Below are 18505 nucleotides of genomic sequence, written 5' to 3'. Positions count from 1 at the left end.
GGTGAATGAGCCGCCGCGAACGAGGGATGACCCGTTTTGGAGAGGAATGAGACCTGAAATGGCGTTTAAGATATTTAGTAACAAACAATCGACGGCCGATTGCCGACAGCCGAAGTTAAAAACAATGCTCCTGATCGTAGACGACGACCTCGCTATCCGCACTTCGCTGATGCTTCTTTTGAAAAAGGAAGGGTTCGAAGTACGCGCGGCCGGGTCGCCGGAGGAAACTTTCGATATTCTCGAATCCGTAACACCGAAGCTGATATTGCTTGACCTGAACTTTTCAATTGAAACATCGGGAAAGGAGGGAATGGATTTGTTGCGGCGCATTAAAAAACACGATGCAACCATTCCGGTTATATTGATTACCGGCTGGGGAACGATCGATCTGGCGGTGCGGGGGATGAAGGAAGGGGCTGCGGATTTCGTGACCAAGCCGTGGCAGAACGACTACCTGATTCAATCCATCCGCACAATCCTGAACCTGGCCAGACCGGTGCGGCAGGCTGGAAGCCGCCGGAAACTGGATCAGCAATACCATTTTGAAAATATCGTAGGGGAAGATGCCAAATTACTCGATATCCTCGAAACGATCGGCCGGGTCGCGCCTACCGATGCTCCCGTGCTCATTACGGGTGAGAGCGGCACCGGTAAGGAGCTGATTGCCGAGGCGATCCACCTTAACAGCCGCCGGAAAGCACGGCCGTTCGTCAAGGTGAACCTGGGCGGCATTTCCTCTACATTGTTCGAAAGTGAGCTGTTCGGGCATGTACGAGGGGCATTCACCGACGCTAAAACCGACCGGATAGGCCGTTTCGAAATGGCGCACCGCGGCACGATTTTTCTCGATGAGATCGGTGAACTCGATTTGTCGAGCCAGGTGAAGTTGCTGCGTGTGTTGCAGGAGCGCACATTCGAGCCGCTGGGCAGCAGCAAGAGCAGAACGGTGGATGTGCGGGTGATATGCGCCACCAATCGTAACCTGGAAGAAATGGTGGCCCAAGGCACGTTCCGGGAGGATCTGTATTATCGTATCAATCTGATCACCGTAAAGCTGCCCGCTTTGCGGGAGCGGCCCGACGATATTCCATTGTTGTCGGCGTTTTTTGCCGATAATTTAAAAACAATCTATAATCGTACGGATTTGAAAATCAGCAATGCCGCGTTAAAATGGCTTAAAACACTACCATTGCAGGGAAATATACGCCAGCTAAAAAACCTGGTTGAACGGACGGTGTTGTTAGCCGGAAGCGACGTGCTGGACATCGACGATTTCCAGCGTAACCTGCATACCGGCAATGCAACGGGCGCACAAAAGCATGTGCCCGAAGTAGGGAGCATTACCCTCGAGGAAATGGAATATCAGATGATCGTGAGGGCGATGCAACACCACCAGAACAAGGTCAGCAAGGTAGCCAGGTCGTTGGGTATCACACGGTTCGCATTGTACCGCCGGTTGGACAAGTATGGAATATCCTTTGATTCGGACGAGGCATGAGGCTATCCACGAAAACGAAATACATCGCCTACATCGCCGTCCTGCATCTGGTGCTGATCCTGCTGGTTTACAAGCTGCTTTTCGAAAACAAGGCGCTGTTCATCGCTTCTGAGGTATTTCTGCTGCTGTCGGCGGGCATGTCGATCGTTCTCTACAACAATTTTATGCAACCTATCCAATTTGTGAAGTCCGGAATCGAGGCCATTAAGGACAAAGACTTTTCGATCAAGTTCGTTCCGACGGGCAAGGGAGAGGTGGATGTTCTGATAGAGGTCTACAATATGATGATCGATCAGCTGAGGGAAGAACGCGTCAGGCTGAACGAGCAGCATTTCTTTTTGGAAAAACTGATCGAAGCGTCGCCTATTTCCATCATTGTCCTCGATTACGACGACCGCATCGAGTCGCTTAACAGCAAGGGGAAAAGCCAGTTTGAGCTGACCGATAAAACGTTGGTAGGGAAGAAGCTCGCGGAAACCGGCCTGCCGCTTCTGGCAGAGCTGGCGGATATGCTCGATGGCGAGTCCCGGCTGATCAAAACGAACGGTATCGAGACGTTCAAAGCCCAGCGCTCGTACTTTATGGACCGGGGTTTCCGGCGTTCGTTTCTGATGATCGAGGAACTGACGAACGAAATCCTTGAATCGGAAAAGAACGCGTATGGAAAGGTGATCAGGATGATGGCGCATGAAGTGAACAACACGCTGGGCGCCACCGATTCGATATTGCAAACGACCACCCATTTACTGTCCGACACCGATTACGGGGATATAAAGGAGGCATTGCACGTGGCCTCGGAACGGAACCAGCAGCTGACGCGCTTTATGCGCAACTTCGCGGACGTGGTGCGTTTGCCCGCGCCAATGCCCGGACAGACGGATATGGGGCAGCTCATTCGCGACGTTACCGTGTTTATGCAGAATGCCGCTTCCGCCCGAAATGTAAAAGTTCTGAGCGAAGGGCGGGAAAACGTGTTCTGGAATGTCGATAAAGGACAAATGGAGCAGGTGCTCATCAATGTGATCAAGAATGCGGTGGAAGCATGCGAAAGCGGGCAGGAGGTGCGGGTCGTGGCGACACCCGACCGCATTGTGATCCGTAACAACGGCAAACCGATCGAACTCGAGGTGAGTACGAAACTTTTCAACCCGTTTTTCAGCACCAAACGCGACGGCCAGGGAATTGGCCTCACATTAAGCCGCGAAATACTCGGTAACCACGGCTTCGGGTTCGCATTGGAAACCGGCCCCGACGGCTGGACCGAATTCCGGATCGAACGATAAGCGGATCAATCCCTGCGAACGCGGATCGCAAAAGCCTTTGCTGGGTTGGCGACCATTAAAATACGGATATCGGCTTCCGTGAAGCCTTGCTCTTTCAATGCGGGAACCAGCTTGTCGGATATCGTCGTAAAGCCCCTGAACTCGCCCCCATCAGGTTCTCCGGGCCGGTACCAGCCCGCGTCGTGTGAAATGAGCACCTGCCCCAGCCGGCCTTTACTTTTCAGGAAAGTAATCCATTCCACATGCTTGCCGATATTGTCGGTATTTACACCATCCAGACTGATCCAACACCCGCTACGGCCTACATTTTCCAACTCTTCCGCGCTTCCGCCTGCATGCACCCACACGAACGCGGACGGATGCACGCCCGATCGCACGAGTATCCCGATTTCCTCACGCGCGGGCAATGCAGGGCCGGTGTGGGAGCAAATGGTGAGGCCGGTTTTTAAGTGCGTCAAAGCCGCCGCTTTGACGAGCTTTTGATGCAGTTCCGAAAGCCTCCCGCTGTTGACCCCGGTTTTGATAAATCCAGGACGAATGCCCGTTCCCTCGATGCCTTCCTCAAACTCGACGGTCCAGCGGCTTGCAAGTTGCTCCGCGGTTTCCGTAAACGCCCATTTGGGTAAATACTTATTGTCGGAGGCACCATAGTAGCCGGTATTGGTAAGAATATGCAGGCCCGACCGTTCCGAAAGCTTTTTCAGCAACACCACGTCCCGGCCTATGAACGCCGGCGTGCATTCTACCAGCGTTTGAATGCCCCGGGATTTGATTTCCAGCAAATAGGGCAGGACTTTCCCGATGACCTCGCCGTGGTTCCAACGGTTGGGGGAAATGCTGTCCGCACCGATGAAGTCGACCAGTACGTGCTCGTGGATTAATGCGGTGCCGAGCGCGGACACGGCGATTTGACCCTTTACGGAGTAGGTATAAGGAGGGCCGGCAAGGTCAATACCCCGCATAACCGGAGCAATGCCCATTGTTGCCAGAAATTGTCTGCGGGTCATCTTGGGCGCCATAAATCCTTTCAGGAATATCCGTAAAAGATTTCCGGCCGGCCGATCTCCTGCTACTCGATGACAATAAACGGCGTGGGACTGAATGAAATCACAAAAATGACGAACGCAATTACGCCGAGTACCATCCGGCGCGTGTCGAGCGGGGTGTTGTCTTCCGTTTCGGGGTGGCGGATGCCCAGAAAGCGGCCGAGGATCAGCACGAACGGCAACAAGTTTATCGAACCGTCCCAATCCGGGCGGACATAGCAAACCGCGAACTGTCCTATGACGATCAGCAGACTGACCATCAGTGCGGTCGACGGATTGTCGAATGCGCGTTTGAAACAGATGTAGAGAAAATAAATGTAAATGGCCAGATATAACAGCCGCTCGTAAAATACCGCGTCGCTGCCGGTCGCGAACGATTCGGTGCGGAACACGCCCAGGCCGGCGTAAAATGCGAAAATGCCGAACAGGATTGGCGCCACGATGTCGAAACGCTTTTTGCCGATCATGCCGTAAAGGATATGGCCGCCATCGAGCTGGCCGATGGGAATGAGGTTCAGCGAGGTGAAGAACAACGCCAGGTAACCCGCGAAAAGATAGGGGTAATGGATAATCTCGTACGCATGCGGCAGGCGTGCTGGGTCCGCTACGTAGTTTTTGAAAAACCAGAAGAGGATGTTATCCCCGAGCATCAGATTACCCGACGGATTTTCGTAGGCAAACTGCGGATAGTTGAGCCCGAAACGTTCGTATTCGGGATGTATTTTAAAGATATAATCGGGTGGGGGCAGGTGGGTGAAACCGTACCAGAGCACCACCAGCGCCGTTATAAAGCCGGTTAGCGGCCCTGCGACGCCTATATCGAAGAATTTGACACGCGACCTCACGACCTCCTTGATCCTGATAAAAGCGCCGAGCGTTCCGATGCTCTGCGAAATGCCGAACCAAAGCGGAATGTAAAAAGGCAAGGTGACTTTCACTTTATGCGCCCTGGCTACAAAATAGTGCCCGAATTCGTGAATGGTCAGGATCAGCAGGAACGGAACCGAAAAGTGGAAGCCCTGTACAAACTCCGCCCAACCCATCGGCTCGGTGGGTATCGGCACTTCCTTGCCTTCCTGTTTGCCGATCAGGAAAAAGAATATGTCGTATACAAAACCGAATATGTTCCCGAACATCCATTCGGCACCTGCCATCGTCGTGGTGATGATGGTAATAACAAAAAGCGCTGCCTGGATAATGTGGGTTCGTGTGTTAGACCGCATAGTCTTTAAGATATTCCAGAATAGTGACAGGCTTTTGGACATGAATGGTTTTGATGCCGAGCTGCGCCGCGCCGCGGATGTTGTCTGCGTTGTCGTCGAGGAAAAGCGTCTCTTCCGCTTTCAGGCCGGCCTTGTCGAGCACTTCCCGGTAAATGCGCGCATCGGGCTTCATCAGGCCCATTTCGTAGGAGAGGAAAACGGTTTCGAATAAATCTTCGAGCTTTTCAACACCCGTCGACGCTTTCAGGATTTTGTTAACCTGGGTAATGTGGATCGAACTGGTATTGCTGAGCAGGAACAGCCGGTATTGCGTAGCAAGCTTTTTGAGCAGCTCCACGCGCTCGGGCGGGAGGTCGAGCAGCAGGCTGTTCCACGCGGTGTCGATCGCGTCGTCCGACAGATCAGGAAAATTCAGGATTTCGCGCACGTAATTCCGGAATGTTGGTTCGTCCATCAAACCGGTTTCAAACTGGCGGAAAATCTCGCTCTCCTTGAAAATCGTAAGTATCTCGCTCTGTTCCCGCCCGCTCAGTTCTGCAAATGATTTGGAGGCGATGGGTACGTCGATATTGAGAATGACGTCGCCGAGGTCGAAAATGATGTTCTTGATCTGGTCGTTTTTCATGGATATCGTTATGCTTCAACTACCACGCCCATGGAGCAGAATTTCTCGATACGCTGGTCGATCCGGTCCTGTTCTTTCATCGGGGATAGTTCGGCAATATTTTCGAGGATTACCCTTTTCAGCTGTTCGGCCATCCATTTATGGTCGAGGTGTGCGCCACCGAGCGGTTCGGGGATAATGCCGTCTACGAGCTTATAGTTGGTCATATCTTTGGCTGTGATCTTCATCGCTTCGGCCGCCTGCTCCTTGAAATCCCAGCTTCTCCAAAGGATGGCCGAGCAGTTTTCGGGGGGAGATTACCGAGTACCACGTGTTTTCGAGCATCAGTACGCGGTCTCCGATGGCGATACCCAATGCACCGCCGGAAGCGCCTTCACCGATCACGATGCAGATCACGGGCACTTTCAGCATGAACATTTCTTTCAGGTTGCGCGCGATTGCCTCGCCTTGTCCGCGTTCTTCGGCCTCCATTCCCGGAAATGCCCCCGGCGTGTCGATGAGCGTCACGATCGGCTTGTTGAACTTTTCGGCCAGTTTCATCAGGCGCAATGCCTTGCGGTAACCTTCGGGGTTCGGCATACCGAAGTTCCGGTGCTGGCGCTGCTTGGTATTACGGCCTTTTTGTTGCCCGATCAGCATGAACGACTGCCCGCCGACATTCGCCAGCCCACCGATAATAGCCGGATCGTCGCGCACCTGGCGGTCGCCGTGCAGTTCGATGAATTCGTCGCAGATCAGTTCGATGTAGTCGAGCGTGTAGGGGCGGTCGGGGTGGCGTGAAAGCTGCACACGCTGCCAGCGCGTGAGGTTTTGGAATATTTCTTTCCGAAGATTGGTGATATTGCCTTCCAGCAACGCAATAGCGTCCGAAAAATCCACATTATTTTCCTTCGCCAGTGCTTTCATTTCTTCGAGCTTTCGTTCAAGCTCGGCCATAGGCTTTTCAAAATCCAGGTATGTTCTCATAATTCAGGTTCTGGTGATTAGTAGGCGTGGGGCTGTCAGAGTTCGTAAGTGGCGCCCCTCAACGGCGTTTCCACCGAATGATAGCCGATTTCTTGAATTTTACTTTGGAACTCAGCCATGCTTTGCTGCTCTCCGTGGACGAGGAAAATGCGTTTCAGTTTTTCCGGATCCTGCATTTTTACAAAGTGAATTAAGTCGTTTTGGTCTCCGTGGCCGCTAAATACGTCAATTTTTTCAACATTAGCCAAGACCTGGTGCTGCTTTCCGCGAATCGAGATCGTATCCTGGCCATTCAAAAGCCGCCAGCCGAGTGTTCCTTCCGAAGCATAGCCGATCATCAGGATCGTCGCATAAGGATTACCGATATTGGCCTCCACATGGGCCTCCACACGCCCTCCCTGCACCATTCCGGACGACGAGATGATTATGCACGGTTCATTGTAATTTGAAACCGCCCGGCTCGCGTCGGAGCTTTCGAGGTAAATCAGGTTTTCGAAGTCGAAGAGCATATCGTTGTCTTCCTTGAAATCACGCGCCTCTTTGTTCAGCATCCGCACGTGTTTCTGGTATACTTTGGTGCTGCTGTGTGCCAACGGGCTGTCGGAGAATACTTTAATGTAGGGGAACGAGCGGTCGAGATACAGCTTGTTGAGCGTGTAAAGCAATGCCTGAGTCCGGCCGACGCTGAACGACGGAATAATCAGTCGGCCCGGAATATCGATGCATGTCCTTTTGATCACGTCCGCCAGTGTTTCCACCGGTCCGCGCTGGTCTTCGTGCAAGCGGTTTCCGTAGGTCGACTCGCAGATCAGGTAATCCACTTGCGGAATCTCCTGCGGATCGATCAGCAGCGGATAATTTCTGCGGCCGATGTCGCCCGAGAAGCACAGCCGTTTTTTCTCGCCATTCTCATAAACTTCCAGGACGATATGCGCCGCGCCCAGCAAATGGCCGGCGGCATAGTAGGTCACCGTTACATTGTCGGCAATGCGGTAGCGCTGTCCGAATGCCACCGGCACGAAGTTATCCAGCGCCTCGATCACATGTTTTTCGACATAGTAATCCATGGGAACCTCGCGTTTCTTCTTTCCTTTTTTTTGGAGTTAATGCGGGAATTGAGCCGTTTCTGGTGCAGATTGGCCGCATCTTTCAGCAAAAGCGAAGTGAGGGCCATGGTGGGCTCGGTGCAAACCACCCGCCCTTCGAAACCTTCTTTGTAGAGGTTGGGGATGTTACCCGAGTGGTCGATGTGCGCGTGTGTGAGCAGTACGGTGTTAATCAGGCTGGGTTCAAACGGAAAAACGCTTTTTTGCTGTTCGTATCTTGTTTTCTTACCGATCTCATCCAGATCAAAATCGGAGCCGCAGTCGATCAGAATCCGGTAGTCGTCCGATTCGAGGAGGAACATGCTACCTGTAACCTGCTGCGTTGCTCCCCAAAATGTCAATTTCATATAAATAGTATGGGGTGAAAGCTATATTGGTATTTTTCGTCTGGCGGAAAAATCAATATCACTATTGTATCTTTTCTTTGTAAACTACTAATCGTTTGTCTAATATCTTACAAAAGTACCAAAAAACAGCCTGAGAAACGGACATTAGTTACTAGATTAGGCAAAGAGGCACAAATTTTGTGTCCTGTGAATATTTAATATGATGAGAGCGCCCCTTCTTTTGTTTTTGATCCTCCTTGCAACCCGCATTGTCCGCGCACAGGCAGTGGATAGCGTCGGCCTCGTTCGTTTCAGCGACGCGGTGCTTGAATTGCAAAACAGCGAATTCATGCGGAGCGGCTCGCTGGCCGTGAGTGTGAAGGCGGTAAAGGACGGTACGAACGTCTTTGCACTCAATCAGGAGCGGTCGCTGCCGTCCGCGTCCACATTGAAGCTCGTTTCCACGGCAACCGTCCTGACGCTCTTCGGCGGAGATTATAAGTTCCAGACTTTCCTCGAATACGACGGCGCTCTCCGCGGCGATACGCTCGCGGGTAACCTCTATATCCACGGGACAGGCGATCCGGCGCTCGGTAGCGACCGGTTCAAAGGTTATCCAACGGCACCCGAAATGATCAGCCGGTGGGTTGCAGCCGTGAAAAAAACAGGCATCAGATACATCAAAGGCAAAGTCCTCACCGACGCTTCGTTTTTCGACAAAGAAGCTGTCGCGAGCACGTGGATTTGGGGCGATATGGGTAACTACTACGGCGCCGGTGTGCAGGGACTTAATTTCAACGAAAATCTTTACCGCGTCAAATTCAAGCCCGGTGTGGAAGTCGGCGATCCGACGACCCTCCTGGGGACCGAGCCTGCGATTCCCTATTTGTCGTTCACAAACCAGGTCACTACCGGCGAACGCGGCTCAGGCGACCAGACGATCATTTACAGCAGTCCACTGGGCAACAACGTGCTGCTTACTGGCACCATACCAGCCGGAAACGCGGTTTTTACCGTCAAAGGCTCTATTCCGGATCCGGCGTGGTATGCGGCTTATGCGTTGAAAAATGCATTGTCGGAGAGCGGAGTGGTGATTGCGGAGGGAGAGCAGCTTTCCGGCAGCGAACCCGTACTTGCATCAAACCCGAAGAAGATTATCGATGAATATAAATCGCCGCCGTTGCGGGAGCTCTGCCAGCAAGCCAATTACTGGAGTATTAATCTGTTCGCGGATGCTTTTTTCAAACAGGCTGGCAAACGACTTTCCGGTAAATCGGGGTTTGACGACGCGGCGACTGCCATTACCGGCTACTGGTCGGGCAGGGGGGGCGGATTTAAGAGGGTTTTATATCAAGGACGGGAGTGGCCTTTCGCCTTCCGGCTCGGTTACTGCCGGCAACCTGACCGACATACTGAACCTGGCCAATAAGGATACCAGTTTCAAGGATTTTTATCAAAGCATTGCTGTTTTGGGGCAGAACGGCACCGTTCGGAATCTCGGAAAGGGCTCTCGCGCCGCGGGTAACATGCATGCGAAGAGCGGATCGATTGAAGGCACCCGTGCTTTTGCAGGTTATGTGAATGCAAGATCGGGGGGCGCTGCTGAGTTTCGCGATCATCACGCACAAGTATGTGCCGGGGAGTAATCGGGTAATTTCGGATTCGTTGGTAAAATTGATGACCCTGTTGGCCGAGTTGTAAAGCTACTAATTGTTGTTACATCCCTGACGGGATTCAGATTGAGGGAAATGTACCGTTCTTCTACCAATATTACGTGCCTGGCGGCACTTGTCTTGCAAAATGAAGAGTTGCGTTAGCGACGCAATATTGGTAGCAAAGAGAGTGTATCCAGCTTGAAGGGCAATGCCGTAGGCATGTAACAACAATGACAAGAATTACTGAACGACTTTCTCGATCACGAGATTATGATTGGTGTAAATGCAAAGATCGGCCGCGATTGTAAGCCCTTCCCGCACCATTTCCTCGGCACTTAAATGCGTGGCATGTTTCTTAAATGCCTGGGCTGCGGATAATGCGAAATTGCCCCCCCGAACCGATGGCCGCAATGCCATTCTCCGGTTCCAGAACATCGCCGGTCCCCGAAATAACCAGAATTTCATCTTTGTTGGCAGTGATCATCATCGCTTCCAGCTTGCGCAGGTAGCGGTCCGTACGCCAATCCTTCGCAAGTTCGATGGCGGCGCGTTTCATATTACCGCCGTAGCCATTCAGTTTTTCTTCGAAACGATCGAGTAGGGTAAATGCGTCGGCTGTTGAGCCTGCAAATCCGACGAGGATTTTGCCGCCCTGCAGCGTGCGGATTTTCTTGACATTGCTTTTGGCAACAGTATTGCCCATCGTAGCCTGGCCGTCCGCCCCGAGTGCGACAGTGCCGTTGTGAACCACACCGAGGACGGTGGTAGCGTGTATTTTCTCCATATTCAATTTTTTAATGTCAGTCGCTTTGGATAAAGCCTCCGAAAACAAAAGTGCCAGACTTTGCGGGCCTGACACTTTTTCATGTATTCGACTTTGGGTTATACCAGCATGCTCATAGGCTCTTCCAGCAATTTTTTTACTGTCAGTAGGAACTGGGCTGCCGTTGCGCCATCTACCACACGGTGGTCGGCCGAGAGCGTTACTTTCATGATGTTGGTCGGGTAAACCGTTCCATCTTCCTTGAATGCAGCAACTTTCTTGATCGCGCCGATTGCCAGGATACAGGAATCCGGCGGGTTGATGATCGCCGTAAATTCGTCTACACCAAACATACCGAGGTTCGACACCGAGAAAGTGTTGCCTTCCCAGTCTTTCGGTTGCAGCTTCTTATCTTTCGCTTTGCCGGCCAGGTCTTTTACTTCGCCTGAAATGGCGGAAAGCGTTTTCTTGTCAGCTTCGCGGATTACCGGGACGAGCAGACCTTCGTCCACCGCAACGGCCACACCGATATTGACATAATTGTATTTTCTGATTTTGTCACCCAGCCAGGCGGAATTTACGGCAGGATGTTGTTTCAACGCCACGGCACAGGCTTTGATCACCATATCGTTGAAGGAAATTTTCGCGGTAGCCACCTCGTTCAGCTGCGGGCGGAGCGCCATAGCCTTGTCCATGTTGATTTCCATGGTCACGTAGAAGTGAGGGGCAGTGAACAAGCTTTCGCTCAGGCGGCGCGCAATAGTTTTGCGCATTTGTGATACCGGGATATCGGTAAAGTCGCCGGCGGCCGGCGCTGCTTGCGAAGGAGCTGCCGCCTGCGAAGGAGCTTCCGCTTTGGCAGCAGGCGCAGGCTGTGCCGTAGGGGCAGTTTTGGCAACTGGCTTGAATTCGTCGATATCGCGTTTGATGATACGTCCGTTGTCGCCGCTTCCCGCTACTTCGTTCAGGTTAATGCCCTTTTCGTCGGCCAGGCGTTTGGCCAGTGGCGATGCTTTTACACGGTCGCCGGAGTCGGCTACCGAAACAGCTTTTTCGGAACCATTCACAGCCGGAGCCGGTGTCGCCTGTGCGGGTGCGTCCTGCGCAGGTGCTTCGCCGTTCTCGCGGGCGAGCAAAGCTTCCACATTCGCGCCTTCCTCGCCGATTACCGCGATGATCGCGTCCACAGGAACCGCATCGCCTTCCTTGATACCTACATAAAGCAGGGTGCCGTCTTCATATGCTTCGAGCTCCATCGTAGCCTTGTCGGTTTCGACTTCGGCCAGGATATCGCCTGATTTTACTTTATCGCCCACTTTTTTCTGCCATGAAACCAGCGTACCTTCTTCCATGGTATCGCTCATTTTCGGCATGCGAACCACGGCAGCATTGATTTTCCCCCCAGAAGCGGCCGCAGCAGCAGGTTTTGCAGCAGGGGCTGCCCCGGCCGGCGCAGGTGCACTTTGTGCTGTAATGGTTTCAACGGCAGGAGCAGCTTTCGCTTCTTCTTTGGGACCTTCGGCAGGAGCAGCAGCACCATTGCCGGCACCTTCGAGCAGCGACTGGTAATCTTCCCCTTCGTTACCAACGATCGCCATGATACCGTCGATAGGTACTGCGTCGCCTTTTTTCACACCGATGTAAAGCAGGGTACCGTCCCAGTAAGATTCCAGGTCCATGGTCGCCTTGTCGGTTTCCACCTCAGCAATCACTTCACCGGATTTAATTTTATCGCCTACTTTTTTTGTGCCATTCCGCGATAACACCTTCTTCCATGGTGTCGCTCATTTTGGGCATACGAATTACTTCTGCCATATCGCTTGTTAAGGTATTTTTTGTTCTTGGTCGAAATTTAGCTTCCGGTCAAAATTACAATAAAAGGGCAATTTCGCACCTGCTTTTACGGATAATTCTAAACCGCCTGGATAATTAGTTGATCTTCAAAACGGCCATAAATGCCTCCTGCGGGATCTCTACGCTGCCGACCTGGCGCATCCGTTTCTTTCCTTTCTTCTGTTTTTCAAGGAGTTTGCGTTTACGGGAGATGTCGCCGCCATAACATTTGGCCAGAACGTCCTTCCGCATCGCTTTTACGGTCTCACGCGCAATGATCTTCTGTCCGATGGCCGCCTGGATGGCTATCTCGAACATTTGCCGCGGGATCAGCTCACGCAGCTTCTCGCAAAGCTTTTTGCCCCATTCGTACGACTTCGAACGGTGTACGATAGCCGACAATGCGTCCACTGCTTCGCCATTCAGCATTACGTCGAGCTTCACCATGTCCGACTCCTGGTAACCGGCCAGTTCGTAGTCGAGCGAGGCGTAACCTCTTGATATTGTTTTGAGTTTATCAAAAAAGTCGAATACTACTTCCGCCAGCGGAATCAGGAATTGCAATTCCACGCGCTCGGCGGTGAGGTAAATCTGGTTTTTGAGGATGCCGCGCTTGTCCATACACAGGTTCAGGATCGGACCGATGTAATCCGACTTCGTGATGATCTGCGCATTGATATAGGGTTCTTCGATGTATTTAATATGATTCGGTTCGGGCATTTCCGAGGGCGCACTGATATTCAATAGCTTATCTTTTGTAGTCAAGACCCGGAACTGCACCGAAGGTACCGTCGTGATCACGGTCATGTCGAACTCGCGTTCCAGACGTTCCTGCACGATTTCCATATGCAGCATGCCGAGGAACCCGCACCGGAAACCGAAACCGAGCGCCGCGGAGGTCTCCGGTTCCCAAACCAGCGCCGCGTCGTTCAGCTGCAATTTTTCCATCGCTTCGCGGAGCTCCTCGAATTCGCTGGTATCCACCGGGTAAATACCGGCAAAAACCATTGGTTTAACCTCCGAGAAACCGACGATGGCATCCGGAGCAGGACGGCTCACATGTGTCACCGTATCACCCACTTTCACCTCTTTCGCGACTTTAATACCCGAAATCAGGTAACCTACGTCGCCGCATTCCACCACTTGTTTTGGAATTTGTTGCAAACCGAGCGTTCCGATTTCCTCGGCAACATACTCCTTGCCGGTAGCCATGAACTTCACCTTGTCGCCCTTCCGGATGCTGCCGTTTTTGACCCGGAAAATTACCTCGATACCACGGTAGGAGTTGAAAACCGAGTCGAAGATCAATGCTTGTAACGGGCCATCCGGATCGCCCGATGGCGCCGGAATGCGTTCCACGATCGCATTCAGAATGTCTTCGATACCGATGCCTTCCTTGCCGCTGGCCGGGATAATGTCGCTGCGGTCGCAACCGAGCAGGTCCACCATCTCATCCTTGATTTCCTCCGGCATTGCGCCGGGAAGATCGATTTTGTTTAAAACCGGGATAATCACCAGGTCGTGGTTGATCGCCAGATAGAGATTCGAGATTGTCTGGGCTTCGGTACCCTGTGAAGCATCCACGAGCAGCAATGCACCTTCACAGGCGGCGATCGAGCGGGAAACTTCGTACGAAAAGTCGACGTGCCCCGGAGTATCGATCAGGTTCAGTATATATTCTTCTCCTTGGTATACATAGTTCATCTGGATTGCGTGGCTCTTGATGGTGATGCCACGTTCGCGTTCCAGGTCCATATTGTCGAGCAACTGCGCCTGCATATCGCGTTGCGATACCGTTTTGGTAAATTCCAGCAGACGGTCCGCCAGGGTACTTTTGCCGTGGTCAATATGGGCAATAATGCAAAAATTACGGATTTTCTTCATGAAAACAGTTCCTATTCAAGTGCTTTGAATGTACGTTCAGGCCAAAGCAAACGCAAAATTACGAGGGTAATTAATATTTCAAGATGTTTTCGGCTGGAAAACGAAAAGTATTGGGGATCGGGGGTAAGAACGAAGGGTACCGTGTGGTATATAGGGAAGCATCTAAGGAGCCGCCATTTGAATGGAATACCGTATTTGCTACAAACAGAGCCCCGGCCTGGGCCTAATCGGCAGAAGGGTAGCCCAATACGCTATATCCATGTAGCGCACCGCAATAATTATAACGTAGCGTTCAAAAACATCACGCAGGTGCAGCGCACCGCAATAATTGTAGCCCTCCGATATCATACCGTTATGTCGCTCGCATTTCGCAGGAACATCAATGAATTTTTTTAATCATTTGATTAAAAATTTTGGTTAAATCAAAAACTGCATTTACTTTTGATGCATCAAAACTGAAAACTGGAAGATGGCGAAAAAGGAAGCGTTGGATTTGAGCACGGAGGAGAAAATCAAGGAGGCGGCGAGCATCGTGTTTACCAAAAAAGGATATGGAAATGCCCGTACGAGGGATATTGCGGAAGAGGCAGGCATTAACCTCGCGCTGTTAAACTACTATTTCCGGAGTAAGGAAAAGCTCTTCCAGATCGTAATGGCCGAGCGAATCGACAAGCTGTTCGGTGTGCTGGCGCCGATCCTCAATGACGCGTCGACGACTTTGGAAGAAAAGCTGGAAAAGATCACCGGGAATTACATCGATATGCTCATTGAACACCCCGATCTCCCGATTTTCGTGCTGAGCGAGATCCGCAACAACCCTGAGCAGCTTTCGAGCCGCCTTCAGGCGCCGAAGCTTTTAAAGGAATCGGTCTTTGTGAAGCAACTGGCGGACCGCCGAAGCGATATCAACCCATTCCATTTTTTAATGAACCTGTTGGGTATGAACCTCTTCCCGTTTGTCGCAAAGCCGGTGTTGCAGCCTATTCTCGGAAACGAGGACTTTTACAGGCAACTCATGGAGCAGCGCAAAAAGCTCATTCCGGCCTGGATGAAACTCATGCTGGAACACGGCTGACAGCGGGCGATCAGCGGGAAGCGCTATTTTTTTGCATTGTTGTTAATCAAATGATTAAATAAAACGAATAAATAAAATGATTAATGGAATTAAAATATTGATAATTAGCTGCCTGGCGCTTGCCGCGCGGGAGGCGAGGGCGCAGGATAAGCCGCTGACGATCCGGGAGGCTTACCAGCTTGCCCGGAAGAATTATCCGATGATCCGGCAACGCGGATTGATCGAAAAAGCACGAGATTACTCGGTCGGCAATGCAGCCAGGGGGTATTTGCCGCAACTGACGGTACAGGGCCAGGCGACTTACCAGTCGGCGGTGACGGAGTTCAAGCTGCCTGTGGCGATCCCGGGCGTGGAATTTCCGAACATCAGCAAGGACCAATACAAAATACTAGGCGAAGTGAGCCAGACGATCTATGACGGAGGGAATATCCGCACGCAGGTCCGTTCGCACGAGGCCAGCGCGTATGTGGAAACGCAGAAGCTGGAAGTGGAACTTTACAAGCTGAACGAGCGGGTCAACCAGCTGTTTTTCGGGATATTAATGCTTGACGAGCAATTGAAACAGAACGAGTTGCTGAAAAAGGATATTAACCTGGGTATCCAAAAAGTACGGGCGCTGATCGACAACGGGACGGCGTTCAAAAGCAATGCGAACACATTAAAAGCGGAATTGCTGAAAGCAGACCAGCGGACAATCGACCTGCGTGCCAGCCGGAAAGCTTATACGGAAATGCTGGGCCTGCTCACCGGACGAACGCTGGGGGACTCGGCGGTGCTGGAAAAACCGGCGGAGCTGACGGCAAGCGGTGACATCAATCGTCCGGAGCTAAAACTTTACGACGCCCGGAACCGGAGTCTCGACATCCAGGCGCAGTTAATCGACGTTCGCAATCGTCCCAAACTCAATTTTTTCTTTCAGGGAGGCTACGGAAGGCCGGCATTGAATATTCTCAACAATGGCTTTGACCCTTATTACATTACCGGTGTCCGACTAAACTGGTCGCTTTCAGGTTTTTATACTGTCAAAAAAGACCGGGAATTAGTCAGGATAAGCCGCGATGCCATTCAGCTTCAAAAGGAAACATTTCTTTTCGACACTAATCTGGCGGTGAAGCAGCAAAATGCGGAGCTCGACCGTTTCCGCCAGCTGCTCACCACCGACGACGAGATCATTGCCTTGCGGGAAAGCATTAAAACCACTGCCGCCGCCCAGTTGGAAAACGGGGTGATTAACACCAGCGATTTTCTGCGCGAGGTGAATGCCGAGGATCAGGCGCGGCAGAACAGGATATTGCACGGCATTCAGTTGCTGATGTCGGAATACGCCCTGGATAACACAATGGGAACAAGCATCGAATAAGCATTTAAATATAAACACATGAAAACATATCCCTATCTGATCATATTGGCCGCGGCGTTTGCCTGCAATGGCGAGGAAAATCTTTACGACGCTTCCGGCACTTTCGAGGCGGTGGAAACGATAGTGTCCGCGGAGGCGACCGGCCGGATTATGGCATTGAACCTGGAAGAGGGCCAGCAACTGAAAGCCGGCCAGACGGTAGGTTATATCGACAGCCTCCAATTGTTTTTGCGTAAAAAACAACTGGAAGCGCAAATCCGGGCTACGGGGAGTCGTCTGCCCGACATTGCCGCACAGACTAACGTATACAAACAGCAGATTGCAGTTTCGCAAGTTCGTCTCGATAATTTGCTGCATGAGCAAAAGCGCATCCAAAACCTGCTGAAAGCCGACGCCGCGACGCCCAAACAGCTCGACGATATTAATGCGCAAATAGCCGAACTGCAAAAACAGCTGGATGTAATCCGCAAGCAGGACGCCGCGCAAACTTCCGTTCTGAAAACGCAGACATCCGGTCTTCGTGCCGATGCCCTGCCATTGTACGTTCAGATAGAGCAGGTTAACGACCAGCTTTCGAAATCGAGAATAGTAAATGAAGTGGGCGGAACGGTATTGACCAAGTATGCCGAAGCGAACGAGATGGCAGTGGCCGGGAAGCCTTTATATAAAATCGCCGACCTGTCGACCATCGTCCTGCGCGCGTATGTGACCGGCGATCAGCTGACGGGCATTAAACTGAACCAGCAGGTTAAGGTATTGGTCGACAGCGCAGCCGGAAAGTATCGTGCGTTGCCGGGCACGATCGAATGGATCAGCAGCAAGGCCGAATTTACGCCCAAAACGATCCAGACGAAGGACGAACGGGCCAATCTGGTGTATGCGGTGAAAATTCGCGTGAAAAATGATGGTTATCTGAAAATAGGCATGTACGGAGAAGTGGCGCTGAAATGATGGAAGCGGTTGTCGTCAAAAATCTGACTAAAACCTACGGCAAGGAAAGGGCCATTGCAGTGGACGGTGTGTCGTTTTCCGTAAACCGGGGCGAACTTTTCGGGCTGATAGGGCCGGACGGGGCCGGTAAAACCAGCATATTCCGGATGCTTACGACATTGCTGCTGCCCGACGGCGGCTCGGCAACCGTGGACGGCCACGATATCGTGCGGGATTTCAGGCAGATACGGAGCTCGGTGGGATATATGCCCGGTAAATTCTCGCTTTATCAGGATCTGACCATCAAGGAAAACCTGCATTTTTTTGCCACCGTATTCGGTACGACGATAGAAGAGAACTACCATTTGATCAAAGACATCTACGTTCAGATAGAGCCATTCAAAAATCGACGTGCGGGCAAGTTGTCCGGTGGTATGAAGCAGAAACTTGCATTGTGTTGCGCACTGATCCACAAACCGACGACGCTGTTTCTCGACGAGCCCACCACGGGTGTGGACCCCGTTTCGCGGAAAGAATTTTGGGAAATGCTCAAAAGGTTGAAAGAGCAGAACATCACCATTCTCGTTTCGACGCCCTATATGGACGAAGCTTCGCTCTGTGGCCGTATTGCATTGATCCAGGACGGTAAAATCCTGTCTATCGACACCCCGCAAAACATTGTCGGGGCTTATCCCGACCGGTTACTGGCAGTCAAAGCCAATGAAATGTACCGGCTGCTGAAAGCGCTCGAAGCGTATCCGGGGATCATGAACAGCTATGCATTCGGCGAGTATGCGCATGCCGCTTTCCGCGATGCACATGCGGATTTGGATGCGTTGCGGGCGTACCTCCGCGAGCAGGGGCTCACGGGCGTAGAGGTGAAGGATGCGGACGTAACGATCGAGGATTCATTTATCAAACTATTACATTAA

General features: G+C 52.0%; 12 protein-coding genes and 4 pseudogenes. 8 read left to right on the top strand and 8 right to left on the bottom strand.

Annotated features, from left to right (window positions below; all coding sequences use genetic code 11):
• Positions 1-124: 124 nt before the first annotated feature.
• Both ABV298_RS04835 and ABV298_RS04830 read left to right on the top strand, forming a co-directional pair.
• On the top strand, positions 125-1498 hold the full coding sequence (locus ABV298_RS04835; RefSeq protein ID WP_353721049.1) for a sigma-54 dependent transcriptional regulator: 1374 nt from the start codon (positions 125-127) through the stop codon (positions 1496-1498).
• Positions 1495-2781 carry an ATP-binding protein gene (locus ABV298_RS04830; RefSeq protein WP_353721048.1) on the top strand — a complete coding sequence of 429 codons (1287 nt, stop codon included), beginning with the start codon at positions 1495-1497 and terminating at the stop codon, positions 2779-2781. The genes ABV298_RS04835 and ABV298_RS04830 overlap by 4 nt, the downstream gene beginning before the upstream one ends.
• Positions 2782-2786: 5 nt before the next feature.
• Here ABV298_RS04830 and ABV298_RS04825 read toward each other — a convergent pair whose 3' ends face one another.
• From ABV298_RS04825 to ABV298_RS04805, 5 genes and pseudogenes are all read right to left on the bottom strand, one after another.
• The gene (locus ABV298_RS04825; RefSeq protein WP_353721047.1) at positions 2787-3788 is read right to left on the bottom strand and encodes a phosphotriesterase; all 1002 of its coding nucleotides are present in this window, start codon (positions 3786-3788) and stop codon (positions 2787-2789) included.
• 62 nt (positions 3789-3850) lie between these two features.
• The gene (locus ABV298_RS04820) at positions 3851-5050 is read right to left on the bottom strand and encodes a site-2 protease family protein (protein WP_353721046.1); all 1200 of its coding nucleotides are present in this window, start codon (positions 5048-5050) and stop codon (positions 3851-3853) included.
• On the bottom strand, positions 5040-5675 hold the full coding sequence (locus ABV298_RS04815) for an HAD family phosphatase (RefSeq protein ID WP_353721045.1): 636 nt from the start codon (positions 5673-5675) through the stop codon (positions 5040-5042). Before ABV298_RS04815 ends, ABV298_RS04820 begins: the two co-directional genes overlap by 11 nt.
• A gap of 8 nt (positions 5676-5683) precedes the next feature.
• A pseudogene (locus tag ABV298_RS04810) lies at positions 5684-6641 on the bottom strand (acetyl-CoA carboxylase carboxyltransferase subunit alpha).
• A 35-nt stretch (positions 6642-6676) separates the two neighbouring features.
• Positions 6677-8094: pseudogene (locus ABV298_RS04805) on the bottom strand (MBL fold metallo-hydrolase).
• Positions 8095-8296: 202 nt separating this feature from the next.
• On the opposite strand from ABV298_RS04805, the gene dacB reads away from it, so the two are divergent.
• On the top strand, positions 8297-9502 hold the full coding sequence (dacB, locus tag ABV298_RS04800) for a D-alanyl-D-alanine carboxypeptidase/D-alanyl-D-alanine-endopeptidase (RefSeq protein ID WP_353721044.1): 1206 nt from the start codon (positions 8297-8299) through the stop codon (positions 9500-9502).
• Entirely contained in the window at positions 9423-9719 is a 297-nt protein-coding gene (locus ABV298_RS04795) for a D-alanyl-D-alanine carboxypeptidase (RefSeq protein WP_353723139.1), read from the top strand. Before dacB ends, ABV298_RS04795 begins: the two co-directional genes overlap by 80 nt.
• 249 nt (positions 9720-9968) lie before the next feature.
• Here the strand turns inward: ABV298_RS04795 and hslV are convergent.
• The 3 genes and pseudogenes from hslV to lepA all read right to left on the bottom strand — a co-directional run bounded on the left by hslV (position 9969) and on the right by lepA (position 14208).
• A pseudogene (gene hslV, locus ABV298_RS04790) lies at positions 9969-10512 on the bottom strand (ATP-dependent protease subunit HslV).
• A gap of 98 nt (positions 10513-10610) precedes the next feature.
• Positions 10611-12306 (bottom strand): annotated as a pseudogene (locus ABV298_RS04785) (pyruvate dehydrogenase complex dihydrolipoamide acetyltransferase).
• 114 nt (positions 12307-12420) lie between these two features.
• On the bottom strand, positions 12421-14208 hold the full coding sequence (gene lepA / locus ABV298_RS04780) for a translation elongation factor 4 (RefSeq protein ID WP_353721043.1): 1788 nt from the start codon (positions 14206-14208) through the stop codon (positions 12421-12423).
• 469 nt (positions 14209-14677) lie between these two features.
• Here lepA and ABV298_RS04775 point away from each other — a divergent pair, with 469 nt between their 5' ends.
• From ABV298_RS04775 to ABV298_RS04760, 4 genes are all read left to right on the top strand, one after another.
• A complete protein-coding gene (locus tag ABV298_RS04775; protein ID WP_353721042.1) occupies positions 14678-15283 on the top strand; it encodes a TetR/AcrR family transcriptional regulator in 606 nt (201 codons plus the stop codon).
• Between the two features lie 76 nt (positions 15284-15359).
• On the top strand, positions 15360-16643 hold the full coding sequence (locus tag ABV298_RS04770; RefSeq protein ID WP_353721041.1) for a TolC family protein: 1284 nt from the start codon (positions 15360-15362) through the stop codon (positions 16641-16643).
• An 18-nt stretch (positions 16644-16661) separates the two neighbouring features.
• Positions 16662-17594, top strand: a complete 933-nt coding sequence (locus tag ABV298_RS04765; RefSeq protein WP_353721040.1) for an HlyD family efflux transporter periplasmic adaptor subunit — start codon at positions 16662-16664, stop codon at positions 17592-17594.
• The gene (locus ABV298_RS04760; protein WP_353721039.1) at positions 17594-18505 is read left to right on the top strand and encodes an ABC transporter ATP-binding protein; all 912 of its coding nucleotides are present in this window, start codon (positions 17594-17596) and stop codon (positions 18503-18505) included. Before ABV298_RS04765 ends, ABV298_RS04760 begins: the two co-directional genes overlap by 1 nt.

It is taken from the genome of Dyadobacter sp. 676 (genome assembly GCF_040448675.1).
Classification (GTDB): Bacteria; Bacteroidota; Bacteroidia; order Cytophagales; family Spirosomataceae; genus Dyadobacter.
Note: the sequence above shows the minus strand (reverse complement) of the source record. Positions and strands in the feature narration are given on the sequence as shown.